Source organism: Lonsdalea iberica (genome assembly GCF_002111585.1).
GTDB lineage: Bacteria > Pseudomonadota > Gammaproteobacteria > Enterobacterales > Enterobacteriaceae > Lonsdalea > Lonsdalea iberica.
In genome coordinates this window covers 1-24975 of record NZ_LUTP01000045.1, presented here as the reverse complement: position 1 = coordinate 24975, position 24975 = coordinate 1, and the positions used below count along the sequence as shown (strand labels likewise).

The window sequence follows — 24975 nt, the reverse complement described above, 5'->3', positions numbered from 1 at the left end:
CCAGCGCATGAACGTAAGCGCCAGCAACCTGGCGAATGCGGACAGTGTCACCGGACCCGATGGCGAGCCATACCGCGCCAAGCAAGTGGTTTTCAAAGTGGCTGCTCCAGATGGACAGGCTATCGGCGGCGTGCAGGTTGACGACGTCGTTGAAGATACCTCTCCGGACAAGCTGGTTTATCAACCGGGAAATCCTTTGGCGGATGAACGCGGCTATGTACGTATGCCTAATGTGGATGTTACTGCGGAAATGGTGAACTCCATCTCCGCATCACGCAGCTATCAGGCAAACGTGGAAGTGCTGAATACGGCCAAGTCGTTGATGCAAAAAACGTTGACATTAGGCCAATAATAACGTGGGAGAGTAGCCATGAGCGTCTCAGTTTCACTTACCGAATCAACAGATACCAGCAAGACCAGCACAACCAGCAGCTCGTCCAGTACGAGCAGTAGTGCGGACCTGCAAAACGAATTTATGACCCTACTGGTTGCGCAGTTGCAGAACCAGGATCCTACCAATCCCATGGACAACAGTCAGCTGACCACGCAGCTTGCGCAGATCAGCACGCTGAGCGGGATCGAGAGCATGAACACCACGCTGGGCTCTATTTCCAGCCAGTTGGATACCTCCGAGACGTTGCAAGCGAGTTCTCTAATTGGCAACGGCGTCCTGATTCAGGGCGACAGCATCGTAGTGGGATCCGATAGCTCCACCACTGCATTTGGGGTTGAACTGGCCAATGCGGCTACGGACGTCAATGTAACTATTAAAGACTCCAGCGGTAATACGGTGAAAACCGTAGATCTCGGTGCTCAAAGCGCCGGTGTTCAGACCTACAGCTGGGATGGCACTAACGACAGTGGCGGCACCGTCGATGCTGGTACCTACACCTACTCGGTGACGGCGACCGGTTCCGATGGCGCCAGCGTGACTGCGACGCCGCTGAAATATGCGCTGGTTTATGGCGTTAACACGGATTCCTCGGACGCCGTGCTTAACCTGGGCCTGTCAGGCACCGCGTCGCTCAGCGACGTGAAACAGATTATTTGATGTGAATCGCGCGGCTGACAAGACAAGCAGATCAGTCGCCTAAAACAACACACAGCAAACTACTAATTTTTAGGAGCACCTCCAAATGGGTTTTTCACAAGCGGTCAGCGGATTGAATGCTGCCTCCAGTAACCTGGATGTCATCGGTAACAACATCGCCAACTCAGAAACCACCGGCTTTAAAGGCGCAACGGTTTCTTTCGCAGACATCTTCGCCGATTCTGCCGTAGGTCTGGGTGTTAAAGTCGCCGCAGTCACTCAGAACTTCAATGACGGTACGATCGAAAGCACCGACGTTGGTACCGACGTCGCCATTTCGGGTAATGGCTTCTACCGTGTTGCGGACGATGCTGGCTCGGTCTACTACACCCGTAACGGCGAATTCCAATTGGACGCGGATCGTAACCTGACCACTAAAACGGGCTATTACGTGACGGGTTATGCCGCCACCGGGACTCCGCCGACTATCGCTGAGGGTGCGGAACCTACCACACTCAATATCTCTGCTGGCTCTATTGCCGCCCAGCAGACGACGACCTCTACCTATGTCGCCAACCTGAATTCAAGCACCACCGCGGTCGCGAATGGCACTGCTTTCGATGCAACCGACTCCAGTACTTATAACTGGAGCAAGTCCATGACAACTTACGATAGCTTGGGCAACACCCACGTTATGAACCTGTACTTCTCCAAAACGGCTGACAACACCTGGGAAGTGCATGCGCTTGACAGCAGCGATAGCACCGCGACCGCGCAGGACCTCGGCACATTGAACTTTAGCACCAGCGGCCAGCTGACTGGGACGACGGCATTCAACGTGACGACCAATTCCCTGAATGGTTCCGCGGCTAATACCTTCTCTATCGACTTTGCAGGTTCGACCCAACAGAACGCGACCAGCTCTGAGCTGAGCAAAACGCAGAACGGTTACACCACAGGTAACTTGGTCGAATACGCCATTAACGATGACGGCACCATCAGCGGCACCTACTCCAATGGACAGACTCAGCTGTTGGGACAGATTGTTCTGGCGACATTCTCTAATAACCAGGGCCTGAAGTCTGAAGGGGATAACGTCTGGAGCGCAACGTCATCGTCCGGTGAAGCCTCTCTGGGCACCGCGGGTACCGGTCTGCTGGGGTCACTCACCAGCGGCGCGCTGGAGTCTTCCAACGTCGATATCGGTTCCGAGCTGGTCGATATGATCGTTGCCCAGCGTAACTATCAGTCCAATGCCCAGACCATTAAAACACAGGACTCCATCCTGAACACGCTGGTCAACCTGCGTTAATTAAGCCACACAAGGTAACGATATGGATCACGCCATATATACAGCGATGGGCGCCGCTAGCCAGACGATGGAACAGCAGTCGGTCATCGCCAACAACCTGGCCAATGTGTCCACGCCCGGTTTCCGGGCGCAGTTAAATGCCATGCGCGCGGTGCCGGTCGAGGGGCCTACGCTCCCCACCCGTACGCTGGTCGTGGCGTCGACTCCGGGTGCAGATATGTCACAGGGGCCGCTGAACTACACGTCCCGTCCTTTGGACGTGGCGGTGCAGGACGACGGTTGGTTGGCCGTACAGCTCCCCAACGGCGAAGAAGCTTATACCCGCAATGGTGCTATTCAGCTGGATGAAACCGGTCAGCTCACCATTCAGGGCTATCCGGTCGTCGGCGACGATGGTCCGCTGACGGTGCCGGTGCAGTCCACTGTCACCATCGCCGCAGACGGAACGATTTCTGCTTTAGGCGACGGCGATGCGCCGAATACGGTGGGAGCGGCGGGTGCGCTGAAACTGGTCAAGTCTGAACCGAATCAATTAGTACGTGGTGATGACGGCCTGTTTCACATCTCGCCGCAGGCTCAGCAGCAGGTCGGCAATGCCTTGCCGGCGGATGACACAGTGAAAGTGATGCCAGGTGTCCTGGAAGGCAGCAATGTGAACTCGACCGAAACGCTCGTTGACATGATCAACAGCGCCCGGCGCTTTGAAATGCAGATGAAAGTGATCACCAACGTCGATCAAAACGCCGAGAGCGCGAACAAGCTGCTGTCTGTTAGTTAATTAATTTTAAGGGTAACACTATGATTCGTTCACTGTGGATTGCAAAAACCGGGCTTGATGCTCAGCAAACCAACATGGATGTCATCTCGAACAACCTCGCTAACGTCAGCACCAACGGCTTTAAGCGTCAGCGCGCGGTTTTCGAAGATCTGCTGTATCAAACGGTTCGCCAGCCGGGGGCTCAGTCTTCTGAACAAACCAATTTGCCCTCTGGTTTGCAGCTGGGTACGGGGGTTCGTCCGGTTTCGACAGAGCGTTTGCACAGCCAGGGTAACCTGGAACAGACGGAAAACACCAAAGACATCGCTGTCAACGGTCAGGGCTTTTTCCAGATCCTGCTTCCTGATGGTACGACCGCCTATACGCGCGACGGTTCTTTTCAGTTGGATGCGAACGGCCAGTTGGTTACCTCTAGTGGTTATCAGGTTCAGCCAGCGATTACGGTGCCTGATACCGCGGTATCCATGACGGTAGCGCGTGACGGTGTAGTGAGCGTGACTGAACAGGGTCAGGCGGCTGCGACGCAGATTGGTCAGTTGACGCTCAGCACGTTTATCAACCCGACCGGCTTGCAGAGCCTGGGTGAAAACCTGTACCAGGAAACGCAGAGCTCCGGCGCGCCGACAGAGTCGACTCCGGGTCAGAATGGCGCAGGCGTGCTTTATCAGGGTTTTGTTGAAACTTCTAACGTCAACGTGGCGGAAGAACTGGTCGATATGATCCAGGTCCAGCGTGCCTACGAAATAAACAGTAAGGCGGTGTCGACTTCCGATGCCATGCTGCAGCGGCTTACGCAAATTTAAGAAAGCACATTTATGGTGTTAATGAGAAAAGAAGTGAACGCACCGCGCACGCGCGGTGTTCGCCTATGCCGCGCCGGGTGGAAAAATGTCGTCGTACCGGCGCTCGTGCTATCGGTATGCGCTTCATTAGCCGGATGCGCCTATTTTCCGCACAAAGAGCTGGTAGAAGGTGAAACGACGGCGCAGCCTGCACCGCCCAACCTGGTTGCTACCAATGGATCGATCTTTCAGATGGTTCAGCCGATGAACTATGGCTATCAGCCGCTGTTCGAGGACCGTCGTCCCCGCAACGTCGGCGATATCCTGACGATCACCCTGCAGGAGAATGTCAGCGCCAGCAAAAGTTCGAGCGCGAACTCATCCCGCGACGGATCAGGATCGCTTGGGGTCACCACGGCGCCTCGTCTGTTGCAAGGTCTGTTCGGTAACCAGCGCGCCGATTTCGACGTAGAAGGTAAGAACGACTTCGACGGCTCTGGCGGCGCGACCGCAAAAAACACCTTTACCGGTACGATAACGGTGACGGTGAAAGACGTGTTAAGCAACGGCAACCTGAAGGTGGTAGGCGAGAAACAGATCGCCATCAACCAGGGCGCAGAATATATCCGTTTCTCCGGCATTGTGAATCCGAGAACGATCACCGGATCCAACTCCGTGGTATCCACACAGGTTGCTGATGCCCGGATTGAATACGTCGGCAAAGGCTATATCAATGAAGCCCAGGAAATGGGGTGGCTACAGCGCTTCTTCCTGAACGTTTCACCATTTTAAGAGGTTAATCATGCGGGTTCGTCACCTTATTTTTTCATTTATCACATTATCACTGACGCTCTTGTCATCAGCACACGCCGAGCGTTTACGTGATTTGGTTGATATTCAAGGCGTACGTGATAACCCGCTGATTGGATACGGCTTGGTTGTCGGTCTCGACGGTACGGGCGACCAAACCACTCAGACGCCGTTTACGACGCAGAGTTTGACCAACATGCTATCCCAACTCGGGATTACCGTGCCTAGCGGCACCAACATGCAGTTAAAGAACGTTGCAGCGGTCATGGTGACCGCTAACTATCCGGCATTTGCCCGTGCAGGGCAGAAAATTGACGTCGTAGTGTCGTCGCTCGGGTCAGCGAAAAGCTTGCGCGGCGGTACCCTATTGATGACGCCGTTGAAAGGGGTCGATAATCAGGTCTACGCCTTGGCGCAGGGCAACATGTTGGTCGGCGGCGCGGGCGCGTCCTCCGGTGGGAGTCAGGTCAAGGTGAATCAACTTTCCGGCGGCAGAATCAACGGCGGCGCGACCATTGAACGCGAGCTGCCCACCACGTTCGGCGCTTCCAACAATCTTACGCTGCAGCTGAAGCAGGAAAACTTCAGCCTGGCGCAGCGCATCAGCGACTCTATTAATCAGTTCAACAGCTCCGGCGTCGCCCGACCGCTTGATGGTCGTACGGTGGAAGTGACTTTACCGTCCGGTAGCACGTCTCAGGTGCGTTTCCTGGCGCAAATCCAGGATATCAAAATCAATACCGGCGAAATGGATGCGAAGATCATCATCAACTCCCGTACCGGCTCAGTGGTGATGAACCGTAATGTCACGCTTGATTCTTGCGCCATTGCGCAGGGCAATTTATCTGTCACAGTCAATAGCCAAGAAAACGTCAATCAGCCCAATGCGCCGTTGGCCGGTGGGCAAACCGTTGTCACTCAACAGACGCAGATCGACATGCGTCAGGAAGGCGGGGCGCTTCAGCGCGTGAATGCGGGCACCAATTTGAATAGCGTGGTCCGCGCGCTTAACTCGCTGGGCGCGACGCCGATGGATCTGATGTCTATCATTCAGGCGATGCACAGCGCGGGCTGCGTCAAGGCGGAAGTGGAAATCATCTAATGATGAAGCTCGATAACACCAGTTCGGTCGATCAGGCTTCCGCGGCTTATGACGTCAAGTCGCTGAACAAGCTACGCAACGATGCGGTAAAAAACGATCCGTCAGCGCTGAAAAAAGTGGCTAAGCAGGTCGAGGGTTTGTTTGTCAACATGATGCTGAAGAGCATGCGTTCGGCGCTGCCTAAAGACGGCTTGCTCAGCAGCGATCAGACGCGGCTTTATACCAGCATGTATGACCAGCAGGTGGCACAAGACCTGTCTGCGAAAGGACTGGGGCTGGCCGACATGATGGTGAAGCAGCTTAGCCGAAATGTGAATGAACCGCCTGGCAACGGGGTGGGAACAACGCCAATGCCGCTTAGCAAGGACGACTTTTCAACGTCGTCCGCCTTCACACCTGCGCTGATGGGCGAGTTTTTGAAACGCAACAATCCAGATCAGCAGGGGGAGAGCGCGACCAAATCGCAGCCGGAGTTGGCGCCTTCCTCTGAGGACTTCACTCACCGTCTGTCGATGCCTTCCATGATCGCTAGTTTGAAAACCGGTATTCCACACCATCTGATTATGGCGCAGGCCGCGCTGGAGTCGGGCTGGGGTAAACGTGAAATCACGACCAGCGATGGCAAACCCAGCCATAACCTGTTTGGCGTGAAAGCCGGCAGCAATTGGGACGGGAAGGTCACCGAAATCGTCACGACCGAGTTCGAAAATGGTCGTGCCTATAAGGTCAAAGAGAAGTTCCGCGTCTACGATTCCTATTTGGATTCGATCAACGACTACATCTCGCTGCTGACCGACAACGCCCGTTACAAGGGGGTCGTGAATGCGAATAGCGCAGAAGCGGCGGCCTATGAACTGCAGAGGGCAGGCTACGCGACCGATCCGCGTTACGGGGACAAACTGGTACAGATTATCGGGCAGATAAAAAACACGACCGAGAAAGCGGTGAAGGCCTATACACACGACATAAGTAACTTATTTTAAACCGCTTTTATTTTTTAATTTCTTGCTCAAGTTTGAGTGACCCCAGCCGATAACTTTATTAGACACCATTGCCGGTTAGAATTTGTAATTTAAAGGAAATTTCATGGCCAGTTCATTGATAAACATTGCGTCGTCAGGCCTGAAAGCTGCGAATGTGGCTATTAGCACAACATCTAACAACATTAGCAACCTTGTTACTGATGGTTACAACAGACAGAGCGTATCTTTAGCGCAAAATACAGGTACGCAAAAGGCTTACGGCACCATCGGCAGTGGCGTAAATATTGCTTCCATCGACCGGGCCTATGATTCCCTGGTCGTCAATCAGCTGCGTTCAGCGTCCAGCAACTATGCGGGTACAAAAGCCTATTCCGAGCAGGTTTCACAGATCGACAATCTGCTGTCGGATAGCGATAACAGCCTGTCCACGCTGATGTCTTCGTTCTTCTCTTCCGTCCAGTCGCTTAGCTCCAATGCGAGTGACGCTTCTGCGCGCCAGACGGTCATTAGCAGCGCGCAGAGCATGGTGAACCAGTTCAGCAGCACGGATAAATATCTGCAGGATATGGATTCGTCTATTAATGCTGAATTGAAGAGCAGCGTCGACCAGATCAACACCTACTCGAAGCAAATAGCGAATCTGAACGAAAAAATCGTTCAGCTCGGCAGCGGATCCAGCTCCGCCAACGCATTGCTCGACCAGCGTGACCAGCTGATTAATGAACTAAACAACTTTGTCGGCGTGACCACCACCACGCAGGACAGTATGGTCAGCGTTAGCCTTGCCAACGGCATGAATCTGGTCCAGGGAAATGCTTCCTACGATCTGGTCACCATGACCTCTCCGGACGATCCGTCAAGAACGGAAGTCGCCTATGACAACGGTATTAGCGACCCGATTCAACTGAGTTCAACTTCGCTAGAAAGCGGCAGCATCAGTGGTTTGCTTACGTTCCGTACTGAAACGCTGGATACGGCCCGTAACCAGCTGGGTCAGCTCGCGTTAACGCTGGGCAGCAGCTTCAACACCCAGCATAAAGAAGGCGTTGATCTGAATGGTGATGTGGGGACGGATTTCTTCAGCTTCAGTCAGCCCAGCGTCATCAGCAACACGAACAACAAAGGTAGCGCCGCGCTGACTGCGACGTACACCGATACATCGGCGGTCAAGGCGAGCGATTACACGCTGAAATATACCAACGGCGCTTGGGGTGTCACGCGTAACTCTGATGGTGCCAGCGTCGATTACACGTCGGGAAGCGACAGTAGCGGCAACACGACCCTGAGCTTTGATGGCGTCGAAGTGGCAGTCAGCGGTACAGCGACCTCCGGTGACAAGTTTACGCTGAACACGGTCAGCGAAGTCATCACTAATATGTCGGTGGCTATTTCCGATACCGCCAAGATCGCGGCAGCGTCGAATGACGCTAGCTCGGGTGAAAGCGATAACCGCAACGCGGCTGCGCTGTTGGCGCTGCAAACCAGCAATCAGGTGAACGGTAATGCCACCTTCAGTGAAGCCTACGCATCATTAGTTGGTGAAATCGGCGTGAAAACACAAAGCGCTGATACCAACAGCACGACTCAAGAAACTATAGTAAATCAGTTGACAGAGAAGCAGCAGTCGATTTCGGGGGTCAACTCTGATGAAGAATACATTAACCTGCAGCGCTACCAGCAGTACTACACGGCAAACGCTCAAATATTGTCTACTGCCGGAGCGATTTTCGATGCCTTGCTGTCTGCGGTTAACTGATGAATCCGCTAAATAATTGAAAATAATATATAAATTAAACTTAAGGACTGTGTTATGCGTCTAAGTTCATCGATGATTTACCAGCAGAACATGCAAAGCATCACGAACGCTTACTCTAAATTCCAGAGCGCGTCGTTAGATTTGTCCAATGGACAGCTGGTCAACAAACCGTCGGACGATCCCATTGCCTCGGCGCAGGCCGTCGTATTGGCGCAATCACAGTCAACTAATGAGCAGTTTGCAACGGCTCGCGATACGGCGACCACCAATCTCTCGTTGGAATCTACCGTACTAGATCAGGTCACCGACGTGATCCAGAACGTTCAGACCCTGCTGGTTAAAGCTGCGAGCACCACATACAGTGACTCGGATCGCCAGTCGATGAAGACTGAACTACAAGGGTATAAAGATCAGTTGCTGACGCTGGCCAATACCACTGACAGCAACGGTAATTACATTTTCGCTGGTTACAAGACCGATACTGCCCCTTTTGTTGAAGACAGCGAAGGTAACGTAAGCTATGTCGGTAGCGATACCTCCGTGAGTCAGAAAGTGGACGCCAGCCGAACCATAACCACAGGCGACACGGGGACAACCGTCTTCATGAGCCTGTCGGCAGGTTACAAAACTGAGCCGGACGGCACTGCCAGTGAAACTAATATGTTTAACAGCATCGACTATGCGATGACGGCGCTCGATATTCCGCTGAATGAAACCGGTGACGACACCACGAGCAGCGAGACCTACCAGGCGATGTTCGATAAAGCCAATCGGGGAATGTCCAACTCGCTGGATAATGTGTTAACGGTGCAAGCCTCCGTGGGCAGCAAACTTAACGAGTTGAGCACATTAGACAGTATCGGCGACAGCCGAGACCTGATTTATTCAGATCGGATGACCAGTTTGAAAGGGTCTGACGTCGATGATATGTATGAAATGATTTCTAACGTCACCATGCAACAGGTGGCGCTGCAGGCAGCGCAGAGCACATTCTCTTCGATGAAAGGCATGTCGCTGTTTGAAATGAATAGTTAATTAGCACCAAATTTTGGAATACGCTTAAACCGGGCGTATTTGTTTAGGCGGTATCGTCCTGTTAATAGCAGGCGATACGGCCGTTTTTTTATTTTACGCATAGGGGTTTTGTTCTGCTTTGGGCGATCGACCCAGTCAGGGTAGGGACCTATTCCGTTCAAGGTTGACGAACTGCCAGCTCCCTGCTGGCCTTGGCGACCTTGCAATTTTTATCTTCTAAATGTTGACAGTCGCATAAACTTTTAAAAAGTACTGCCGATAATCTATGCAGATGAATGAATACATTTATTAAGGGGTAAGAGTATATGGCTACGACATCAAGCACGACCAGTAGTACGTCATCAAGCACAACGAGTTCCAGCACGGGATTGGTTACATCACTGGGCGTAGGATCTGGCTTGGACTTGTCTGGCATTTTGGACTCTTTGGAAGAAGTCGAGAACCAGAAACTTACCGCGATCACCACAAAACAAACCAGCTATGAGTCCAAGCTTACCGCTTATGGAACGCTCCAGAGCTCGCTGGAAACCTTTTCAACGGCGACCGCTAAGCTGAACGACAGTTCGCTCTATGCCACCAAGCAGACATCGACCAATACTTCGTTCAGTAGCACTGCTTCGTCTAGCGCAACGTCAGGTACCTATGCGGTAAAAGTGTCGCAGCTGGCCACGGCGCAGACGTTGGCGACAGCAGCGCAGGCAAGTAAAACCACGCAGTTGGGCGACAGCAGCCTGACGACGCGTAATCTTACCCTGCAGGTGGGTAGCGGGAGTGAGGTCAACATTGCGCTGACCAACGATCAAACTACGCTTTCAGGTATCGCTAGCGCCATCAACTCTGCTAAAGCCGGGGTGACCGCCAGTATCGTGCAGTCGGGTGACAGCAGCTATCAGCTGACGCTGACTTCTGATACAACCGGTGAGACGTCAACGATGAGCGTAAGCTCAGATGACAGTGCTTTGAACAGCGTCTTGGGATATGACAGCACGTCGTCTTCCAATGGGATGACACAGCAGGTCGCGGCGCAAAATGCCGAGCTGACGGTTAACGGCATAGCGATTGAACGTAGCAGCAATACAGTGACCGATGTCCCGACGGAAGGGGTTACGCTGACATTGAATGCGGTCTCTAGCTCATCAGAAAACCTGGTGGTGACCAAAAGTGTAACGGATGCCGCCAGCGCGATTACTGATTGGGTCAGCTCTTATAACACCCTGCTGACGTCTTTTGCTTCGCTGAGCGCCTATAGCAGCGTGAGTGCAGGTGAATCTCAGTCCACCAGCAACGGTGCTCTGGTTGGGGACTCTACGCTTAGCAGCATCAAGAATCAGCTGAAAACGATTATTAGCTCAGCGCAAAGCAGCGATACCTTCAAGGTGCTTTCTGAGATGGGTGTTTCGCTGAGTACCACAACCGACTCCACGACCGGAACGGTTGTGCGAGGAACGCTCAGCATCGACAACACCAAGCTGGTTAACGCGCTGACGGATAACGGTGCTGAAGTCGGTAAATTCTTTATGGGCGATGGTAAAACGACGGGACTTGCAACACAGTTGGTATCCACCGTATCGAGCTATACGAAAAGTAATGGTTTGATCGATAACGCTGAATCAGGTATCACGTCCATTATCGACAAGCTCAAGACTCAGTATACAAATGTTCAGAGCACCATCGAGAACACCATGAGCCGTTACAGGACTCAGTTCACCAAACTGGATGTGTTGGTACAGCAATTGAACAGTACAGGTGACTACCTGACGTCGGCCTTCGAGCAGCTTAGCAGCAGCTCCAGCAGTTAACGTGTAGTGTAAGGAACGTTTTTTATGGCCATGATGTATGGTTCACAGGCTTATGCGCAGGTCGGTTTGGAAAGCGGCGTGATGAGCGCCAGCCCGCATAAGCTGATCACCATGTTGTTTGATGGCGCCATCAGTGCCCTTGTTCGTGCAGATATCTTCATGGAACAAGGGGACACGGTGGAGAAGGGTAATGCGATTACCAAGGCCATCAGAATCATTGACAGTGGATTACTCGCTTCCCTGGATATGGAGAAAGGGGGGGAGATCAGCACGAACCTGGCGCAGCTTTACGACTACATGATCCGTCAGCTGCTTCAGGCCAATCTGCACAACGATCGTGCGCTACTAGAGAATATAACGGAACTATTGCGTGGCATCGCTGACTCCTGGAAAGAAATAAGCCCTGAAAAAAATAACGCTGCTGACTAATTCGTCACTTAGCTCTTATCTGTGCCGGAAATAGTAGCGGAATCGCTTCGTGTCCGGCACAGTTTCATTTTTGCCGTTCTGCGTTAAACATAACCAACAGTGTAAGTCAGGAAACCACAATGGAAGCCAGCAAATCAGTTCTTGCCTGTTATCAGCAAATCCTTGAACTAAGCGATCGCATGCTGGCACTTGCAAAAAAAACAAAATGGGCAGAATTGATTGAAGTTGAGCAGCTTTATCTTGAAGCGGTGGGACTTCTTCCTGGCCTGATCGAATACAACAATAAAGTTTCCAGCGTTGAACAACGTAGGATAAAACAGTGCCTCGATACGATTCTGGAAAATGAAACGCTGATTACTCAACTCCTGGAGTCACGGATGAATGAGTTGAGGGGACTGATCGGTCAGTCTGTCAGACAGCAGTCGGTGAATGCGGCCTACCATAAATTCGCCGATGGCGATTCTATGCTACCTGGCGGCGGGAAAGAGTAGGTCTACGGATTTCAATGCCCCTTTGTCTCGTCGGTTAAGGCTCCGACGGGGCTTACCCCCCTTCAAAGTAGATTCTCATACCATGCCTGTGACCGGCTTATCTTCTTATCCCAAACGTGTTACCGCGGACAATAGGCCTGCTCAGCTCTCTGCTTTACATCCTCATTAAGGCTTTTAATTCTGCGCAGACTTCGCACACCAAAGGGTTGTGAATGGCTTATAGCGATGGCTGGGGGGATTCATAGGGTAAGTAGCGTCAGCGAAACTGAGAGAACTCAGCCGCAATATTTGTCATAAGACAGGTTGGAAAAATTAAAACAAGCAGGACCAGGCTATGCGTAAATGAATAGCCCGAAGAGTGCTTAGAATTGGATGACTAATGGGTGGGGTATATAAAAATAGTTGTCTTTAATTATACCGACATATTCATGATTTCTTGGTAAGCAGAAACCAGTTTATTTCTTACTTGAATACCCATCTGCATCGAGATTGATGCTTTTTGCAGGTCGACCATCACATCATTCAGCGCAACGCCTTCTTCACCCAGCTCGAATTTCTGCGCCTGTGCGCGTGCCGTAGTTTGTTGTTCGCTAATTTTTCCCAGCGCGGATTTCATTTCGTCCGCAAAGCCGCTTTGCTGCGCTGCAATAGCATTAGAAGTCGTGCCCGTAGACTGAAGTGCTACGCTTTGTAGCTGCTGAACGACAGATTCAATTCCCTGTATAGACATTTAAACCCTCGGGTTTTCTATAGGACCAATTATTTACAGTCGACAACTTTAGCAGAATACCAGCAACCCTAAGCTTCTAAATAGGCATAAAAACCTTGGCTAATTCACCTATAGAATTGGCGTCATGGGATAAATAATATATCGCCCAAATCTCAAAGGCGGGTGTTGATGTTTAGAACAACCGTTGCTTATTCAGGGAGTATATTTTGTTTTTATTGATAACTATCAAAATGTTAATTGGCAGGAATAGTGCATGAGCTCCGCTAAAAGCAGTTCGCCCGCAATGAGTATCAACGGATTTACTGCTGTGCTTAACCGGCTGCGTGCTAATCCGAAAGTACCCCTATTAGTCGCCGCAGCCTTTGCTGTGGCTGTGGTTACGGCGTTAGTCCTATGGGCAAAAAGTCCCGATTATAGAGTGCTTTACAGCAATCTAAACGATCGTGATGGCGGGGAGATCGTCACCCAGCTAACGCAGATGAACATCCCTTATCAATTCAGCGATAACGGTGGGGCTTTGCTGATACCGGCGGAAAACGTTTATGAGACCCGGTTAAGACTGGCACAGTTGGGGCTGCCTAAGGGCGGCTCTGTAGGTTTTGAGCTGCTCGATCAAGAGAAGTTCGGCATTAGTCAGTTTAGCGAGCAGGTCAACTATCAGCGTGCTCTGGAAGGCGAGCTATCCCGAACGATGGAGACGCTGGGCCCTGTGCAGAAAGCGCGGGTTCATTTGGCGATCCCGAAACCTTCTTTGTTCGTGCGCGAACAAAAATCCCCTTCAGCATCGGTGACTTTGAACTTGCAGCCGGGCAGGGCGATGGACGAAGGACAGATCAACGCCATTGTTTACATGGTGTCCAGCAGTGTCGCTGGCTTGCCGCCGGACAATGTTACCGTCGTCGACCAGAATGGTCGGCTGCTGACGCAAACGGACGGCACGGGACGTGACCTGAACGCGGCGCAGCTGAAATACGCCAACGAAGTTGAAAACCGCTTCCAGCGCCGTATTGAAGCTATCCTGGCGCCGATTGTCGGTACCGGTAACGTTCACGCGCAGGTTACAGCTCAGATCGACTTCTCTAATCGTGAGCAGACGGATGAGCAGTATCAGCCCAACCAGGCTCCGAATCAGGCCGCGGTGCGGTCTCAGCAGTCTAGTCAGAGCGAACAGTTAGGCGGGAAAAATGTCGGAGGCGTGCCTGGCGCTTTATCGAATCAGCCTCCTGCGACGCCGACGGCGCCGATTGTCGCGCCAAACGCCGGCAATAATGCTAACGGCGCGCAGAACAACGCGAACGGCCAACAGCAGGCGAACGGCGCTAACAACCCGAACGGTGCGAATCAGGGCGGTGCGAACGGCGGAATTCAATCCTCCAACAACCGCCGCGACCAGACCATCAACTATGAGGTTGATCGCACCATTCGTCACACCAAGCAAAACGCCGGTGCCGTACAGCGTCTTTCCGTTGCGGTCGTCGTCAACTACGCGCCCAACGCCGAGGGCAAGTCTGCTGCGTTAAACGAAGAGCAGATTAAGCAGATTGAGTCGCTGACGCGCGAAGCCATGGGCTTCTCAACCGACCGTGGCGATACGATCAACGTGGTAAATGCGCCGTTTACGGAATCGAATGATGCTGCGAGCGAATTGCCCTTCTGGCAGAAGCAAGCCTTCTTCGACCTGATGATAAGCGCGGGCAAATGGCTGCTTGTCCTGATTGTGGCCTGGATCTTGTGGCGCAAAATGGTACGTCCGCAGTTGCAGCTCAAGAAGAAAGAGCAGCAGGCAACGGCGGAAAGTTTATCTGGCGGTCAGGATGGCGACGAAGACGTTATCGTCAAGCTCAGCAAAGAAGAGCAAGACTTGCAGCGTAAATCGCAACAGCGCGTCAATACTGAGCTGCAAAGCCAGCGTATTCGCGACATGGCCGAGAACGATCCTCGCGTCTGCGCCCTGGTTATTCGTCAATGGATGAGTGCTGAACTATGAGTATGACTGGAACTGATAAGAGCGCTATTTTGCTGATGACCATCGGCGAAGATCGCGCTGCTGAAGTCTTCACGCACCTTTCCACGCGTGAAGTTCAGCACCTAAGTGCCGCGATGGCGAACATGAAACAGGTGTCCAATCAGCAACTGATGGAAGTGCTGAAAGAATTCGAAGTCTCCGCAGAGCAGTATGCGGCGCTGAGCGTCAACGCAGGCGATTACCTGCGTTCCGTTCTGGTCAAAGCGCTAGGCGAAGAGCGGGCGTCGACCTTGCTGGAAGATATCCTGGAAAGCAAAGAGACATCTTCCGGCATGGAAACGCTCAACTTTATGGAGCCGCAGACTGCAGCTGACCTGATCAAAGATGAGCATCCGCAGATCATCGCGACCATCCTTATCCATCTTAAACGCGCACAGTCCGCTGATATCCTGGCGCTGTTCGACGAACGCCTGCGTAATGACGTCATGCTGCGTATCGCGACCTTCGGCGGCGTACAGCCGGCGGCGTTGGCTGAGTTGACGGAAGTTCTGAACGGTCTGTTGGACGGCCAGAACCTGAAACGCAGCAAGATGGGGGGTATTCGTACTGCGGCTGAAATTATCAACTTGATGAAAACGCAGCAGGAAGAAGCGGTTATTGACGCCGTACGCGAGTTCGACGGCGAGCTGGCGCAGAAAATCATCGACGAAATGTTCCTGTTCGAAAACCTGGTCGAAGTGGACGATCGCAGTATTCAGCGTCTGTTGCAGGAAGTGGAGTCCGAGTCCCTGCTGATAGCCCTGAAGGGGGCGGAAGAGCCGCTCCGCGAGAAGTTCCTGCGCAACATGTCCCAGCGTGCCGCAGAAATCCTGCGCGACGACCTGGCGACGCGTGGACCGGTACGTATGTCGCAGGTCGAAAACGAACAGAAAGCCATCCTGCTTATCGTTCGTCGTCTGGCGGACAGCGGCGAAATGATCATCGGTGGCGGCGAGGATGCGTATGTCTAATACCAATGACTTACCTTGGCGCCCCTGGACACTGACCGATCTGGCGGCACCGCCGCCGTCGGCTCAGCAGGAAGAGGAAACGCCATCCCGCTCAGAGGAAGACGAAACTTCTCCCGTTGAGGCGTTGGAGTCACTGGAACTGCTGCGTGAAGAGATCCAACTGAAAGCCAAAGATGTCGGCTACAAAGAAGGTCAGCAGCAAGGCTACGATGAGGGTTATCAAGTCGGTCTGGCGGAAGGTCGTCAGCAGGGCGCTCAGGAAGAGAAACAGCAGCAAGAAAAGCTGACTGAGCAGATGCAGCAGATGGTGACCGAATTCCAGCAAACGCTCGACTCACTGGACAGCGTCATTGCCGCGCGTCTGATGCAAATGGCGCTGACTGCGGCCAAACAGGTTCTGGGTCAGGCGCCGGTCTGCGACGGTACGGCGTTGCTTAATCAGATACAGCAGATGATTCAGCAAGAACCTTTATTTAGCGGTAAGCCTAATTTACGCGTGCATCCATCCGATATGGAAAGGGTGGAGAGCCAGTTAGGTCCGACACTGGCGCAGCACGGCTGGCGTTTACTGGCGGATAACCAGCTCCATCCGGGCGGTTGTAAAGTCAGCGCCGAGGACGGCGATCTGGATGCCAGCATCGCGACGCGTTGGCACGAGCTGTGTCATATGGCTGCGCCGGGAGAGTTGTGATGACAAACCGACTCTCTCGCTGGCTGACGACGCTGGATGCGTTCGAGAAGAAGATCGCAACGGCACCGACCGTTCGTCGCTACGGGCGTTTGACTCGTGCGACAGGGCTGGTGCTGGAAGCCTCGGGTCTGCACTTGCCGCTCGGCGCGACCTGCTTTGTAGAACGTGTAAATGGCGACAAGATCGAAGAAGTCGAAAGCGAAGTCGTTGGTTTTAACGGGCAAAGATTGTTTCTGATGCCGCTCGAAGAAGTTGAAGGCATCATCCCCGGCGCGCGCGTGTACGCTCGTGGCGGAGAAAAGCACGAAGGCAAAAAGCTTCCGCTGGGCCCCGAACTGCTCGGCAGGATCCTGGACGGCGCGGGTAAACCGTTGGATGGACTGCCGCCGCCGGAAACCGGATTTAAAGCGCCATTGATTACGCCGCCGGTTAACCCCTTGCAGCGAACGCCTATCGATCACGTGCTTGACGTCGGCGTCCGGGCAATCAACGCCTTGCTGACCGTCGGGCGAGGGCAGCGTATGGGCCTCTTCGCCGGTTCCGGCGTGGGTAAAAGTGTGCTGCTGGGCATGATGGCCCGCTATACTGAAGCTGATGTCATCGTTGTGGGACTCATAGGCGAACGTGGCCGTGAGGTCAAAGACTTCATCGAAAATATTCTGGGCGCCGAAGGCCGTGCCCGCGCGGTTGTGATTGCCGCACCGGCTGACGTTTCCCCGCTGCTGCGTATGCAGGGGGCCGCTTACGCTACCCGCATCGCGGAAGATTTTCGTGATAAGGGACATCATGTTCTGTTGATCATGGACTCCTTAACGCGTTATGCGATGGCGCAGCGAGAAATCGCACTGGCCATCGGCGAACCCCCTGCGACCAAGGGCTATCCGCCTTCTGTCTTCGCCAAGTTGCCTGCGCTGGTCGAACGTGCGGGGAATGGGGTGCATGGCGGCGGTTCTATCACGGCGTTTTACACCGTGTTGACGGAAGGCGACGATCAGCAAGACCCGATCGCCGACTCCGCCAGGGCCATTCTGGATGGGCATATCGTGCTGTCCAGACAGCTCGCTGAATCGGGTCATTACCCGGCAATTGATATCGAAGCGTCGATTAGCCGTGCGATGACCGCTTTGATCGACGAATCACATTACGCCAAAGTAAGGCAGTTTAAGCAGTTGTTATCCGTCTACCAGCGGAACAAGGATTTGATTAGCGTGGGTGCCTATGCATCGGGAACCGACCCCTTGCTGGATCAGGCCATTCAGATCTATCCGCAGATGGAAGCGTTTTTACAACAGGGGATGTTCGAACGTTGCGACGAACAGCAGGCATTGCAGCAACTTAATGCGCTGTTCGGCATGTAGTGTCATGTAGTGTATTCGATTACCCAGGCTAAAAGCTGTGCCCGATAGGGCAGTGCCAGCGGGCCGCCGGTAACTGTACGTGATTGAGGTACTATGAAAACTGAAACTCCTCTCGACAAACTTCGCGAATTGGCTCAGCAGGAAGTGGACGATGCCGCTACTTTGCTGGGACAGATCCGTCAGTCGCACGTACAGGCACAGCAGCAGCTAGATATGCTGCTCGGCTATGAAGATGACTACCGGGTACAGCTGCAACAAAGCATGGGCAGCGGTATCAATGCAGCGAATTGGTACAATTATCAGCAGTTTATTAAAACGCTTGAGTTGGCCATCGAACAACATCGCAAACAGCTGGCCTTATGGGCACAGCGCCTTGAGCAGGCCATGAAAACCTGGCAGGCCAAGCGCCAACGGCTGAATGCGTTTGAAACATTAAAAGAACGGGCGGCTCAGGAACAGTTGGTTCGTGAGAATCGTCGAGACCAGAAACTGATGGATGAATTTGCACAGCGCTCGTCATTGAGGAAACTGAATCCATGAATCTAACTACTGTTACTGCTCTTTCAGCGTCTGAAACGGCTCGAACCGATTCGAGTTCGTCCAGCAGCAGCCAGGACAGTAATGCGTCACAGCCTAATAGCTTTACGACGCTGTTTTCGTCACACCTGAATGAAGAGCAAAACCGGACACAGCAGAATACGTCGAACGCTGCTTCTCAAAATACACAGAACAATGAAACACAGCCGCAGCCGGTGAAACACCCTACGGCCCAGTCGACATCCAACACGACGACTAAAACCGAAAATACGTCGGCCAAACAGGCTGATGGAAGCGAGGATGCGGCGTCGGCGGAAGCGGAAGTAGGCGAAGAGTTGGCGACAACGGAGTCTTCCGTCCAGTCATCCCTTAGCGCGCTGTTAAAGCAATCGCACACTACACACGGCAAATATACATCAGCGAACGCCGAGGCCTCGACGACCGCGAAAGTGGATGGCGCCGATACAAGTGATGACGCAGCGTTAACGGTGGGCGAGCAGGTCACTGCGGATACCGACCTTACCGGCGTGACCACCGATCAGGATGCTTCGTCGACGATCATGGCCATGCTGGGGGCAGGATTGGCTCCGCAGCTTCAGAAAGTCACCGCTCAGCCGATAACCAGCCAGGGTGAAGGCGTAGCCGCTCTGAGTGTGGACGGACAAAATGCCTTGCAGTCGCTCACAGAGGGTCAGCAAAGTACGTCCTTGACCTCAATGCTGAACACTGTCGCTGATGATGCGACGACAGGGCAGGATGACGATGCGACGCTGACTAATATGCTGGGGCGCGCTTCCGGTAAAACGGCGTCCAAAGGGAACGGGAAAGACGATTCGACCGACCTGAAAAACAGTGTGGTAGATACGACTGCGACATCGAACAAGGTGCAGTCTTCCGATATCACGGCTGCTGTAAGCAACGCGTTCAAGGTGACGCAAGAGCCGTCATCTGCCAACAACAGCAATTCCAGTTCCGCGACGGTAAATAGCGCCTTGGGCGCGCTGAACAGCACCCAGGCCAACACCTCCGCTGCGGCGACGCCACAAACTGCGGTACTGACATCCCGCTTGGGCAGCGATGAGTGGCAACAGGCGCTTAGCCAGCAGGTTGTGATGTTTACGCGTAACAATCAGCAAAACGTTGAGCTGCGTCTGCACCCTCAGGAGCTTGGCGCTATTCAGGTCAGCATGAAGATGGAAGATAACCAGGCTCAAATCCACCTAGCGTCTTCGCATGGACAGGTTCGAGCTGCGTTGGAAGCTGCAATGCCGCAGCTGAAAACGGCGTTGTCTGAAAGCGGCATTACGCTAAACCAGAGCAGTGTGGGCAGCGAGACCTTCGCGGGCTCCGAATGGCAACAGGGCCAACAGCAGAGTGGCGGTTCGTCTTCGCCTCGGTACTCGAGCAGCCTGGACACCCACATGGAAATCGTGGATGTACCAGCTTCATTGCAGAGAATCGCGTCCTCCTCAAGCGGCGTTGATACCTTTGCGTGAGGCAAATCAGTAAGCTAGTGTGATTTTCCTCGTCTATTCATCCTATTGAACGGCGGAATAGACGGGATAATTACGGGGTATATGCAGCACAGAGCTGCATCAATGGCAATGAGTATAGGAATTATCTTAGTCTATGGCTGAAGAAAAAACACAGTCGGGACGCAAGCGTTCTGTCTTGTTAATACTGCTGATCGTTATCGCATTGGTAGCGACATGTGCTGCCGGCACGGGTTGGTGGTTCTTTTATCATAAAAACGCTGAGCCAACGGTGGCGAAAGAAGTGCCTCCCCCGGAACCTGTATTCATGCCATTGGATACATTTACTGTTAACTTGGTTAATCCGGATAACAATCCCGATCGTGTGTTGTACGTTGGGTTCACCCTGCGTTTGCCAGATGAAGACACCAAGAGCCGCTTCACCCGCTATTTGCCGGAAGTGCGCAGCCGCTTGCTGCTGCTGCTTTCCCGACAGGATTCGGCCGCGTTGGCAAACGAACAAGGTAAGCAGAAGCTGATTGATGAAATTAAACAGGTTCTTAGCCCGCCGCTGGTTCAAGGGCAACCCAACCAGGTGGTCACGGATGTTCTGTTCACCGCTTTCATACTGCGATAAATATTATGAGTGACAGTATTCTTTCCCAGGCAGAAATTGACGCATTGCTCAACGGCGACAGCGACGACGGCGATAGCAAAGCCAAGTCGGCCTCTGGCCCCGAGAGCGATATCCGGCCTTACGACCCCAATACGCAACGTCGTGTTGTTCGTGAGCGCCTACAGTCGTTAGAAATCATTAATGAGCGTTTCGCGCGTCAGTTCCGCATGGGGCTGTTTAACCTGTTGCGTCGTAGCCCGGATATCACTGCCGGTCCTATCAAAATTCAGCCGTATCATGATTTTGCGCGTAACCTGCCGGTGCCGACCAACCTCAACCTGGTACATCTGAAGCCGCTGCGCGGCACCGCGCTGTTCGTGTTTTCTCCGAGCCTGGTTTTTATTGCGGTAGACAATCTGTTTGGCGGCGATGGACGATTCCCCACCAAGGTGGAAGGGCGAGAGTTCACCCACACTGAACAGCGCGTGGTGAAAAGAATGCTGCGCCTGGCGTTGGAAGCCTACGGGGATGCGTGGAACGCGATCTACAAATTGGATGTGGAATATGTGCGCTCCGAGATGCAGGTCAAGTTTACCAATATCACGACGTCGCCTAACGATATTGTGGTCACCACGCCTTTCCATGTGGAAATCGGCAATCTGACCGGCGAATTTAATATTTGTATTCCTTTTGCCATGATCGAACCGCTGCGCGAACTGCTGGTGAATCCTCCGATGGAGAATTCCCGACAGGAAGATCAGAGCTGGAGGGATACGTTGGCCAAGCAGGTTCAGCATTCCGAGCTGGAGCTGGTCGCCAACTTTACCGATGTGTCGCTGCGGTTGTCCAAAGTGCTGAAGTTACAGCCGGGCGACGTATTGCCTATAGAAAAACCTGACAGCATCATTGCCCATGTCGACGGTGTTCCGGTCTTGACCGGTCAATACGGTACTTACAAAGGACAATATGCTCTTCGAGTCGAACAGTTAGTGAATCCAATTTTGACTTCTCTGAACAACGAGGGACAGCCCCATGAGTGACACCAAGAACCCGTCCGAAGAAAAAGAATCCGTGGACGATCTGTGGGCTGATGCATTTAATGAGCAGCAAGCCGCGGAAAAAGAAGAGAGCGGTAGTGAAGGCGTCTTCAAGTCTCTGGAAGCCGATGCGGCGACCGGAATGTCTCAGGATATCGATCTGATTTTGGATATCCCGGTCAAACTGACGGTTGAGCTGGGTCGCACCAAAATGACCATCAAAGAACTGTTGCGCCTCTCCCAGGGCTCGGTGGTTGCGCTCGATGGCTTGGCTGGCGAGCCGTTGGATATCCTGATCAACGGGTATCTGATCGCGCAGGGCGAAGTGGTGGTCGTGGCCGATAAATACGGCGTACGTATCACTGATATCATCACTCCGTCTGAGCGTATGCGTCGCCTGAGCCGCTAACCTATGGCGCAAACTCAGGAGCAGACCTCCGCATCCGTTACGGTGCCGGCGCATAGCCAGGCATCGTCGCAAACTCCCGGCTCGGCGCTAACTCAGGTTAGCTCCGTGTTGGGAGGCATTCTCCTGTTTATCCTTCTGTTAGCCTGGCTCGCCAAAAAATTCGGCGTAACGCCTCAGGCCCGTAATAATCAGATGATGAAAGTCGTGTCGAGTTGTCCGGTCGGGCAGCGCGAAAAGGTTGTGATCGTCGAAGTCGACGACACCTGGTTGGTTCTTGGCGTCACCGCTCAGCAGGTGACTCCGCTTCATACCCTGCCAGCAAAAGCGATTGATGAGGCCAAGGCTTCCGATCAAGTCAATCCTGCCGACTTTCGCAAACTCCTCAGTAAGGTCATGAATCGTTCGGAAAAGTCAGAATGAACAGGTTTTCATCTCGATGGGCGCAGCTGTTGCGGCGCGGTTTCTTAGCTGGTGTGATTGTGTTTATCGCGCCGAACGCCTGGGCGCAACTGCCGGGCATCATCAGTCAGCCAATGGCCAACGGCGCGCAGAGCTGGTCCCTTCCGGTCCAGACGCTGGTTCTGTTGACGTCGTTGACGTTTATCCCCGCCGTATTGCTGATGATGACCAGTTTTACCCGTATCATCATCGTGCTGAGCTTGTTAAGAAACGCCATGGGGACCGCCACGGCGCCGCCCAACCAGATTATTGTTGGACTGAGTCTGTTTTTGACCTTCTTCATTATGTCTCCGGTGATTACCAAGGTGTATCAGGACGCGTATCTGCCGTTCAGTCAGGATAAGATCTCCATGGAAGTGGCGATCGATCGTGGTTCTGCGCCGGTGCGTCAGTTTATGCTCCGCCAGACGCGTGAGACAGATTTGGCGCTATTTACCCGATTGGCGGATATTCCCCCGCTGGAAGGTCCGGAAGCCATCCCCATGCGGGTGTTGGTTCCTGCGTTTGTGACCAGTGAGCTGAAAACGGCATTCCAAATCGGTTTCACCGTCTTTATCCCTTTCCTGATTATTGACCTGGTGGTCGCCAGCGTATTGATGGCGTTGGGGATGATGATGGTGCCGCCGGCGACGGTTTCTCTTCCGTTTAAGCTGATGCTGTTTGTCCTGGTTGATGGCTGGCAGCTGCTGCTAAGCTCATTAGTGCAGAGTTTTTACAGTTAACATTCAGCATTAGGATATTTTATGACTCCTGAGTCGGTCATGGCGTTGGGTAACGAAGCAATGAAGATCGCGCTGGCTTTGGCGGCGCCTCTATTATTGGCGGCTCTCGTTACCGGGTTGATTGTGAGCATTTTGCAGGCGGCGACGCAGATTAACGAAATGACGCTCTCCTTTATTCCGAAAATTCTGGCTGTGTTCCTGACCATCATCATCGCCGGCCCCTGGATGCTCGGGTTGTTTCTTGACTACATGCGTACCTTGTTTAGCAATCTACCTAACATGATTGGCTAGTCATGATTAACCTGACCAGCGCCGACATCTATTACTGGCTTAATCAGTTCTTCTGGCCTTTCATACGCCTGATGGCGCTCATCTCTACGGCTCCGGTACTCAACGAAAAAGAAATCACCACTAAGGCTAAAATTGGTCTTGGCCTGCTGGCGACGTTCTTGATTGGTCCGCACTTGACCATTACACCCGTTCCTATATTCTCTGCCGAAGGGCTTTGGCTGTTGGTCAAACAAATATTGATCGGTACGTGCATCGGTTTCACGATGCAGCTGGCGTTCGCGACCTTTCGTATGGCCGGGGAAGTTATTGGGTTACAGATGGGACTGTCTTTCGCGACGTTCTTCGACCCGTCCGGCGGTCCGAATATGCCGGTGCTGGCGCGCTTTCTCAATCTTCTGGCCATGCTGCTGTTTCTGGCGTTTGATGGACACTTGTGGCTGATCTCGATGCTGGCTGATAGTTTTCATGTGATTCCGATCGATACGGCGCCTATCGATACCAATATCTTCTACTCTATTGCACGCGCGGGCAGTCTTATCTTTATTAATGGTTTGATGCTGGCGCTGCCGTTGGTGACGCTGTTGCTGGTCCTCAACCTGGCTCTCGGTTTGCTGAACCGCATGACGCCACAGCTGTCCGTATTTGTCATCGGTTTTCCCGTGACGCTGACGGTAGGGATTATGACGATAGGTACCTTGATGACGCTAATCCCCCAATTTGCTGAGCATTTATTTGGCGAGTTCTTCGACATGATCGCGACGCTGGTGACGAACTTTAATATTTGATTGCTGACCAAGGCTTTTTTTAGCTGTTTGCAAACGAATATATGTCGATTTCATTACGCAAAATTGAGCGATAAATAACCTTATTACCGCGTTTCAGTCGCTTTAGCTCTGTTAAAAGAGATGTTATCTACTGGTTTTTTTATTTTAACTAACTGAAAAACATCACTTTTAAAAATATTGGTTTTAATTGCTAAAGATCATTAGGGCAACGCCGATATTTCTGTAGACGGTGGTTGACGCCGTGGGCGGAAAAGCCTGAACCCTAACGATTTAAGTCCTGACGGATATCTAAAAGGAAATCTCTTATGGCACAAGTAATTAATACCAACAGCATCTCGCTGAATGCACAGAACAACCTGAACAAATCTCAGTCTTCTCTGAGCACTGCGATCGAACGTCTGTCCTCTGGTCTGAAAATCAACAGCGCTGCAGATAACGCCGCTGGTCAGGCTATCTCCAACCGTTTCACTTCCAGCATCAACGGTTTGACTCAGGCTTCCAGCAACGCAAGCGATGGTATCTCCCTGGCGCAGACGACTGAAGGCGCACTGGACGAAATCAACGACAACTTGCAGGCTATCCGTA

The 24975-nt window shown here is 52.8% G+C and carries 28 protein-coding genes; 27 read left to right on the top strand and 1 reads right to left on the bottom strand.

What is annotated here, in order from left to right; translation table 11 throughout:
• The 13 genes from flgC to fliT all read left to right on the top strand — a co-directional run.
• A partial coding sequence (gene flgC / locus AU511_RS14235) for a flagellar basal body rod protein FlgC (protein WP_094110068.1) occupies positions 1 to 352 on the top strand: 352 nt, incomplete at its 5' end.
• An 18-nt stretch (positions 353 to 370) separates the two neighbouring features.
• On the top strand, positions 371 to 1051 hold the full coding sequence (gene flgD, locus AU511_RS14230) for a flagellar hook assembly protein FlgD (RefSeq protein WP_094110067.1): 681 nt from the start codon (positions 371 to 373) through the stop codon (positions 1049 to 1051).
• A gap of 85 nt (positions 1052 to 1136) precedes the next feature.
• Complete coding sequence (gene flgE, locus AU511_RS14225; RefSeq protein WP_094110066.1) at positions 1137 to 2342, top strand: flagellar hook protein FlgE; 1206 nt, start codon at positions 1137 to 1139, stop codon at positions 2340 to 2342.
• 22 nt (positions 2343 to 2364) lie between these two features.
• On the top strand, positions 2365 to 3120 hold the full coding sequence (locus tag AU511_RS14220) for a flagellar basal body rod protein FlgF (RefSeq protein ID WP_074727622.1): 756 nt from the start codon (positions 2365 to 2367) through the stop codon (positions 3118 to 3120).
• A gap of 20 nt (positions 3121 to 3140) precedes the next feature.
• The gene (gene flgG, locus AU511_RS14215; protein ID WP_085653369.1) at positions 3141 to 3923 is read left to right on the top strand and encodes a flagellar basal-body rod protein FlgG; all 783 of its coding nucleotides are present in this window, start codon (positions 3141 to 3143) and stop codon (positions 3921 to 3923) included.
• Positions 3924 to 3935: 12 nt separating this feature from the next.
• The gene (locus AU511_RS14210) at positions 3936 to 4694 is read left to right on the top strand and encodes a flagellar basal body L-ring protein FlgH (RefSeq protein ID WP_240503843.1); all 759 of its coding nucleotides are present in this window, start codon (positions 3936 to 3938) and stop codon (positions 4692 to 4694) included.
• 10 nt (positions 4695 to 4704) lie between these two features.
• On the top strand, positions 4705 to 5814 hold the full coding sequence (locus AU511_RS14205) for a flagellar basal body P-ring protein FlgI (protein WP_094102212.1): 1110 nt from the start codon (positions 4705 to 4707) through the stop codon (positions 5812 to 5814).
• Complete coding sequence (gene flgJ / locus AU511_RS14200; RefSeq protein ID WP_094102213.1) at positions 5814 to 6797, top strand: flagellar assembly peptidoglycan hydrolase FlgJ; 984 nt, start codon at positions 5814 to 5816, stop codon at positions 6795 to 6797. Before AU511_RS14205 ends, flgJ begins: the two co-directional genes overlap by 1 nt.
• Positions 6798 to 6900: 103 nt before the next feature.
• Entirely contained in the window at positions 6901 to 8553 is a 1653-nt protein-coding gene (gene flgK / locus AU511_RS14195) for a flagellar hook-associated protein FlgK (protein WP_094110065.1), read from the top strand.
• Between the two features lie 54 nt (positions 8554 to 8607).
• On the top strand, positions 8608 to 9588 hold the full coding sequence (gene flgL, locus AU511_RS14190; RefSeq protein ID WP_094110064.1) for a flagellar hook-associated protein FlgL: 981 nt from the start codon (positions 8608 to 8610) through the stop codon (positions 9586 to 9588).
• A 305-nt stretch (positions 9589 to 9893) separates the two neighbouring features.
• Entirely contained in the window at positions 9894 to 11387 is a 1494-nt protein-coding gene (fliD, locus tag AU511_RS14185) for a flagellar filament capping protein FliD (RefSeq protein ID WP_094110063.1), read from the top strand.
• 24 nt (positions 11388 to 11411) lie between these two features.
• Positions 11412 to 11816: a flagellar export chaperone FliS gene (gene fliS / locus AU511_RS14180; protein WP_026741094.1), complete on the top strand. Its 405-nt coding sequence runs from the start codon at positions 11412 to 11414 to the stop codon at positions 11814 to 11816.
• 119 nt (positions 11817 to 11935) lie between these two features.
• Positions 11936 to 12307 (top strand): flagellar protein FliT, encoded by a 372-nt coding sequence (fliT, locus tag AU511_RS14175; protein WP_094110062.1) that lies wholly within the window; start codon positions 11936 to 11938, stop codon positions 12305 to 12307.
• 412 nt (positions 12308 to 12719) lie between these two features.
• On the opposite strand, the gene fliE is transcribed toward fliT, so the two are convergent.
• Positions 12720 to 13037, bottom strand: coding sequence for a flagellar hook-basal body complex protein FliE (fliE, locus tag AU511_RS14170; protein ID WP_094110061.1), 318 nt, complete (start codon positions 13035 to 13037; stop codon positions 12720 to 12722).
• A 253-nt stretch (positions 13038 to 13290) separates the two neighbouring features.
• Here fliE and fliF point away from each other — a divergent pair, with 253 nt between their 5' ends.
• The 14 genes from fliF to AU511_RS14100 form a co-directional block, all read left to right on the top strand.
• Positions 13291 to 15024 carry a flagellar basal-body MS-ring/collar protein FliF gene (gene fliF / locus AU511_RS14165; RefSeq protein ID WP_094101887.1) on the top strand — a complete coding sequence of 578 codons (1734 nt, stop codon included), beginning with the start codon at positions 13291 to 13293 and terminating at the stop codon, positions 15022 to 15024.
• Positions 15021 to 16013 carry a flagellar motor switch protein FliG gene (fliG, locus tag AU511_RS14160; RefSeq protein WP_085653378.1) on the top strand — a complete coding sequence of 331 codons (993 nt, stop codon included), beginning with the start codon at positions 15021 to 15023 and terminating at the stop codon, positions 16011 to 16013. The genes fliF and fliG overlap by 4 nt, the downstream gene beginning before the upstream one ends.
• On the top strand, positions 15988 to 16704 hold the full coding sequence (fliH, locus tag AU511_RS14155; protein WP_420843461.1) for a flagellar assembly protein FliH: 717 nt from the start codon (positions 15988 to 15990) through the stop codon (positions 16702 to 16704). The genes fliG and fliH overlap by 26 nt, the downstream gene beginning before the upstream one ends.
• Positions 16704 to 18062, top strand: a complete 1359-nt coding sequence (gene fliI, locus AU511_RS14150) for a flagellar protein export ATPase FliI (RefSeq protein ID WP_094101889.1) — start codon at positions 16704 to 16706, stop codon at positions 18060 to 18062. Before fliH ends, fliI begins: the two co-directional genes overlap by 1 nt.
• 93 nt (positions 18063 to 18155) lie before the next feature.
• The gene (gene fliJ / locus AU511_RS14145; RefSeq protein WP_094101890.1) at positions 18156 to 18602 is read left to right on the top strand and encodes a flagellar export protein FliJ; all 447 of its coding nucleotides are present in this window, start codon (positions 18156 to 18158) and stop codon (positions 18600 to 18602) included.
• On the top strand, positions 18599 to 20095 hold the full coding sequence (locus tag AU511_RS17490; RefSeq protein WP_094110060.1) for a flagellar hook-length control protein FliK: 1497 nt from the start codon (positions 18599 to 18601) through the stop codon (positions 20093 to 20095). The genes fliJ and AU511_RS17490 overlap by 4 nt, the downstream gene beginning before the upstream one ends.
• Positions 20096 to 20228: 133 nt before the next feature.
• Complete coding sequence (gene fliL, locus AU511_RS14135; RefSeq protein WP_094101892.1) at positions 20229 to 20708, top strand: flagellar basal body-associated protein FliL; 480 nt, start codon at positions 20229 to 20231, stop codon at positions 20706 to 20708.
• 5 nt (positions 20709 to 20713) lie between these two features.
• Positions 20714 to 21727, top strand: a complete 1014-nt coding sequence (gene fliM, locus AU511_RS14130) for a flagellar motor switch protein FliM (protein ID WP_026741103.1) — start codon at positions 20714 to 20716, stop codon at positions 21725 to 21727.
• Positions 21720 to 22133, top strand: a complete 414-nt coding sequence (gene fliN, locus AU511_RS14125; RefSeq protein WP_094101893.1) for a flagellar motor switch protein FliN — start codon at positions 21720 to 21722, stop codon at positions 22131 to 22133. Before fliM ends, fliN begins: the two co-directional genes overlap by 8 nt.
• Positions 22134 to 22136: 3 nt before the next feature.
• Entirely contained in the window at positions 22137 to 22553 is a 417-nt protein-coding gene (fliO, locus tag AU511_RS14120; RefSeq protein ID WP_094110059.1) for a flagellar biosynthetic protein FliO, read from the top strand.
• Positions 22550 to 23314, top strand: a complete 765-nt coding sequence (gene fliP, locus AU511_RS14115) for a flagellar type III secretion system pore protein FliP (RefSeq protein WP_094101895.1) — start codon at positions 22550 to 22552, stop codon at positions 23312 to 23314. Before fliO ends, fliP begins: the two co-directional genes overlap by 4 nt.
• A gap of 21 nt (positions 23315 to 23335) precedes the next feature.
• The gene (gene fliQ, locus AU511_RS14110; protein WP_026741107.1) at positions 23336 to 23605 is read left to right on the top strand and encodes a flagellar biosynthesis protein FliQ; all 270 of its coding nucleotides are present in this window, start codon (positions 23336 to 23338) and stop codon (positions 23603 to 23605) included.
• A 2-nt stretch (positions 23606 to 23607) separates the two neighbouring features.
• Positions 23608 to 24390, top strand: coding sequence for a flagellar biosynthetic protein FliR (gene fliR, locus AU511_RS14105; RefSeq protein WP_094101896.1), 783 nt, complete (start codon positions 23608 to 23610; stop codon positions 24388 to 24390).
• Between the two features lie 305 nt (positions 24391 to 24695).
• The coding region (locus tag AU511_RS14100) for a flagellin N-terminal helical domain-containing protein (RefSeq protein WP_476738472.1) at positions 24696 to 24975 on the top strand (280 nt) is incomplete at its 3' end.

Excerpts from the sequence above, each read along its gene's own strand:
- flgD (WP_094110067.1), top strand. The coding sequence starts at position 371 with ATGAGCGTCTCAGTTTCACTTACCGAATCAACAGATACCAGCAAGACC.
- flgE (WP_094110066.1), top strand. The coding sequence starts at position 1,137 with ATGGGTTTTTCACAAGCGGTCAGCGGATTGAATGCTGCCTCCAGTAAC.
- AU511_RS14220 (WP_074727622.1), top strand. The coding sequence starts at position 2,365 with ATGGATCACGCCATATATACAGCGATGGGCGCCGCTAGCCAGACGATG.
- flgG (WP_085653369.1), top strand. The coding sequence starts at position 3,141 with ATGATTCGTTCACTGTGGATTGCAAAAACCGGGCTTGATGCTCAGCAA.
- AU511_RS14210 (WP_240503843.1), top strand. The coding sequence starts at position 3,936 with ATGGTGTTAATGAGAAAAGAAGTGAACGCACCGCGCACGCGCGGTGTT.
- AU511_RS14205 (WP_094102212.1), top strand. The coding sequence starts at position 4,705 with ATGCGGGTTCGTCACCTTATTTTTTCATTTATCACATTATCACTGACG.
- flgJ (WP_094102213.1), top strand. The coding sequence starts at position 5,814 with ATGATGAAGCTCGATAACACCAGTTCGGTCGATCAGGCTTCCGCGGCT.
- flgK (WP_094110065.1), top strand. The coding sequence starts at position 6,901 with ATGGCCAGTTCATTGATAAACATTGCGTCGTCAGGCCTGAAAGCTGCG.
- flgL (WP_094110064.1), top strand. The coding sequence starts at position 8,608 with ATGCGTCTAAGTTCATCGATGATTTACCAGCAGAACATGCAAAGCATC.
- fliD (WP_094110063.1), top strand. The coding sequence starts at position 9,894 with ATGGCTACGACATCAAGCACGACCAGTAGTACGTCATCAAGCACAACG.
- fliS (WP_026741094.1), top strand. The coding sequence starts at position 11,412 with ATGGCCATGATGTATGGTTCACAGGCTTATGCGCAGGTCGGTTTGGAA.
- fliT (WP_094110062.1), top strand. The coding sequence starts at position 11,936 with ATGGAAGCCAGCAAATCAGTTCTTGCCTGTTATCAGCAAATCCTTGAA.
- fliE (WP_094110061.1), bottom strand. The coding sequence starts at position 13,037 with ATGTCTATACAGGGAATTGAATCTGTCGTTCAGCAGCTACAAAGCGTA.
- fliF (WP_094101887.1), top strand. The coding sequence starts at position 13,291 with ATGAGCTCCGCTAAAAGCAGTTCGCCCGCAATGAGTATCAACGGATTT.
- fliG (WP_085653378.1), top strand. The coding sequence starts at position 15,021 with ATGAGTATGACTGGAACTGATAAGAGCGCTATTTTGCTGATGACCATC.
- fliI (WP_094101889.1), top strand. The coding sequence starts at position 16,704 with ATGACAAACCGACTCTCTCGCTGGCTGACGACGCTGGATGCGTTCGAG.
- fliJ (WP_094101890.1), top strand. The coding sequence starts at position 18,156 with ATGAAAACTGAAACTCCTCTCGACAAACTTCGCGAATTGGCTCAGCAG.
- AU511_RS17490 (WP_094110060.1), top strand. The coding sequence starts at position 18,599 with ATGAATCTAACTACTGTTACTGCTCTTTCAGCGTCTGAAACGGCTCGA.
- fliL (WP_094101892.1), top strand. The coding sequence starts at position 20,229 with ATGGCTGAAGAAAAAACACAGTCGGGACGCAAGCGTTCTGTCTTGTTA.
- fliM (WP_026741103.1), top strand. The coding sequence starts at position 20,714 with ATGAGTGACAGTATTCTTTCCCAGGCAGAAATTGACGCATTGCTCAAC.
- fliN (WP_094101893.1), top strand. The coding sequence starts at position 21,720 with ATGAGTGACACCAAGAACCCGTCCGAAGAAAAAGAATCCGTGGACGAT.
- fliO (WP_094110059.1), top strand. The coding sequence starts at position 22,137 with ATGGCGCAAACTCAGGAGCAGACCTCCGCATCCGTTACGGTGCCGGCG.
- fliP (WP_094101895.1), top strand. The coding sequence starts at position 22,550 with ATGAACAGGTTTTCATCTCGATGGGCGCAGCTGTTGCGGCGCGGTTTC.
- fliQ (WP_026741107.1), top strand. The coding sequence starts at position 23,336 with ATGACTCCTGAGTCGGTCATGGCGTTGGGTAACGAAGCAATGAAGATC.
- fliR (WP_094101896.1), top strand. The coding sequence starts at position 23,608 with ATGATTAACCTGACCAGCGCCGACATCTATTACTGGCTTAATCAGTTC.